Annotated in this window: 2 protein-coding genes and 1 pseudogene; all 3 read right to left on the reverse strand. The window is 62.6% G+C overall.

Going from position 1 to position 2,163, the window contains the following annotated elements:
• Positions 1–301 precede the first annotated feature (301 nt).
• Complete coding sequence (gpt, locus tag EOA60_RS29840; RefSeq protein WP_066998919.1) at positions 302–802, reverse strand: xanthine phosphoribosyltransferase; 501 nt, start codon at positions 800–802, stop codon at positions 302–304.
• Between the two features lie 211 nt (positions 803–1,013).
• Positions 1,014–1,847: a universal stress protein gene (locus tag EOA60_RS29845; RefSeq protein ID WP_095802222.1), complete on the reverse strand. Its 834-nt coding sequence runs from the start codon at positions 1,845–1,847 to the stop codon at positions 1,014–1,016.
• A gap of 103 nt (positions 1,848–1,950) precedes the next feature.
• Positions 1,951–2,163 (reverse strand): annotated as a pseudogene (locus tag EOA60_RS29850) (competence/damage-inducible protein A); the annotation flags it as partial.

A 2,163-nucleotide genomic window follows, 5' to 3' on the forward strand; every position in this document is an offset into this window, starting at 1 on the left:
GAGACAGCGGCAAGGCACTGAGCCGAAGAGTCGTCGGACTCTTTCGGCCATCTGGTTGTGCGTCGTTGGCCTCGTCAACATCGTAGAAGCTGCCCCGAGCCTCTAGAATCATTTGCCATCAAACGAATCTTACGACGTATTGTGGACGATAAAAGTAAAAAACTTCACTCGGGTTGGTTAACCCGGACAGGGCAGGCAATTGCGAAATCATCGCCCCCGAGAGCCTTCTCCCCGAGAGCCTTCTCTATACAGCAAACAGTGATTTGGGCGGGCGCTGGACGGAAACAGCAGCTTCCAACGATCAGCCGGCGTGATCGTCGGCAATCGGCTTCTGATAGGTGAAGCCCATGTCCCACGGGAAGTAGATCCAGGTGTCCTGGCTGACCTCGGTGACGAATGTATCGACCAGAGGCCTTCCCTTCGGCTTGGCATAGACGGTGGCGAAATGCGCCTTCGGCATCATGGCGCGCACGATGCCGGCCGTCTTGCCGGTATCGGTGAGGTCGTCGATGATGAGCACACCCGCGCCGTCATCGGCAAGAAGCGAAGGCGAGATCTCCTTCAGCACCTGCAACTGACCCTGGCTCGTGTAGTCGTGATAGGAGGCGACGCAGACCGTTTCGATGACGCGGATGCCAAGCTCGCGCGAAATGATCGCGGCGGGCACCAGGCCTCCTCGGGTGATGCAGACGATCGCCTTCCACTGGCCTTTGTTGGTGCCGGAAAGCCGCCAGGCGAGCGCGCGGGCATCGCGGTGGAACTGGTCCCAGGAGACCGGAAAGGCTTTTTCGGGAAGGGACATGGTTCGTGCACTCCGCAAGCGCGCGCCGCAGCGCGCAGATACGATGGAATGCAGCCGGAATTAGCCGGAAAGCGCCAGCCTTGGCAAGGTGGCCGCCAGGGATGGCTGTGTACTTATACCGCGTCGCGCTGTTCAGGCGACGCGGTGCAAGTTCCCTGTTTGATACATGTCCTTGTCCCCCGAACCCGATTCCCACTTCGCGGAGACAGGCTTATCTCGACAGGAAGGCTGCCACGTTTGCCGTGCGCAGCACGGTGCGGGTGACGCCGCCGAACAGGAGCTGTCGCAGCCAGGAGTGGCTGTAGGCGCCGAGCACCAGCAGATCGGCGCCGGATTCGGCGATCCTCTCCTGGATGATGTCGTCGACCGAGCTTGCCCCCGATTTCTGCACGGAAACGCTGACATTGGCGCCGTGGCGTGACAAGGCAGCCGCGATCTCGGCGCCCGCCGCCTCGGGAGCCTCGTCGAGCGTTTCCGGCGGATCGATGACGAGAATGTCGGTCTTGTCCGCCTCGCTGATGAAGGGCAAGGCATCGAATGCTGCACGAGCCGCTTCCTTACTGCCGTTCCAGGCCAGCAGTACACGCCTGAAGGTGGTGACGAGCGGCCCGGCATGCGGAACGACAAGCACCGGCCGGCCGGCATCGTAGACCAGCGTATCGACATCGGCGCCCGGATCGCCCCCGGTGTCGCGCTGCGCGGCGATAATCAGGTCAGCCGCCCGCACGCTCGAAATGCCGGTCAGCGCGCTGTCGCCGGAGAAGCTTTCGAGGCTCCGCCACTCGAAGGACAGGTCGGAATCCTCGACGCGCCTGAGAAAGACAGCCTGCAGCTTGTCGGCGCGCTCCTTGTTCATCTCGGCCGAGACTTGCAGGAATTCGGTGTCGGGGAAACCGGTTGCCGACGTATAGGGGACCGGAAGCGCTTCGGCGTGGATGCCGACGAGGTGGCTTTCGAACCGCTCGGCAAGCGGGATGGCGCAATCGAGCACGCGCTCGGCGTCCTGTTCGTTCTGCAGAATGGCGACGATCGTCTTGAAGCGCATGGCAGATCCCTCAAATTTATCGGCGCAAGATCGCCACCGGCATCAATAGCCGCAACGAAAGTGCCGTGCCAGAAACGTCGGCGCGCGCCTTCTGGTTCCGGGGTCAGCTCGCAGCCGACAGGCCCGCCACCATGGCCGCAACGTCCTGGCGCGCGGCCTCGAGAGCCGCTTCGTCGCGGGCACGTACCACGAGCTCGGTCCAGAATTTGCCGTCGCCATATTTCGGGTAGGAGCCGATAATGGTGTCGGGATGCGCCTTCTGGATGTCGGCGAGCGGTCCGCCGATCAGGCCTTCGCCGAAGGGGCAGTGCACGGT

The sequence above is a fragment of the Mesorhizobium sp. M1A.F.Ca.IN.020.06.1.1 genome (assembly GCF_004023265.1).
In the GTDB taxonomy this organism is placed as follows: domain Bacteria; phylum Pseudomonadota; class Alphaproteobacteria; order Rhizobiales; family Rhizobiaceae; genus Mesorhizobium.

Bases quoted from the DNA above. Each gene is read 5' to 3' on its own strand.
- gpt (WP_066998919.1), bottom strand. From the start codon at position 802: ATGTCCCTTCCCGAAAAAGCCTTTCCGGTCTCCTGGGACCAGTTCCAC.
- EOA60_RS29845 (WP_095802222.1), bottom strand. From the start codon at position 1,847: ATGCGCTTCAAGACGATCGTCGCCATTCTGCAGAACGAACAGGACGCC.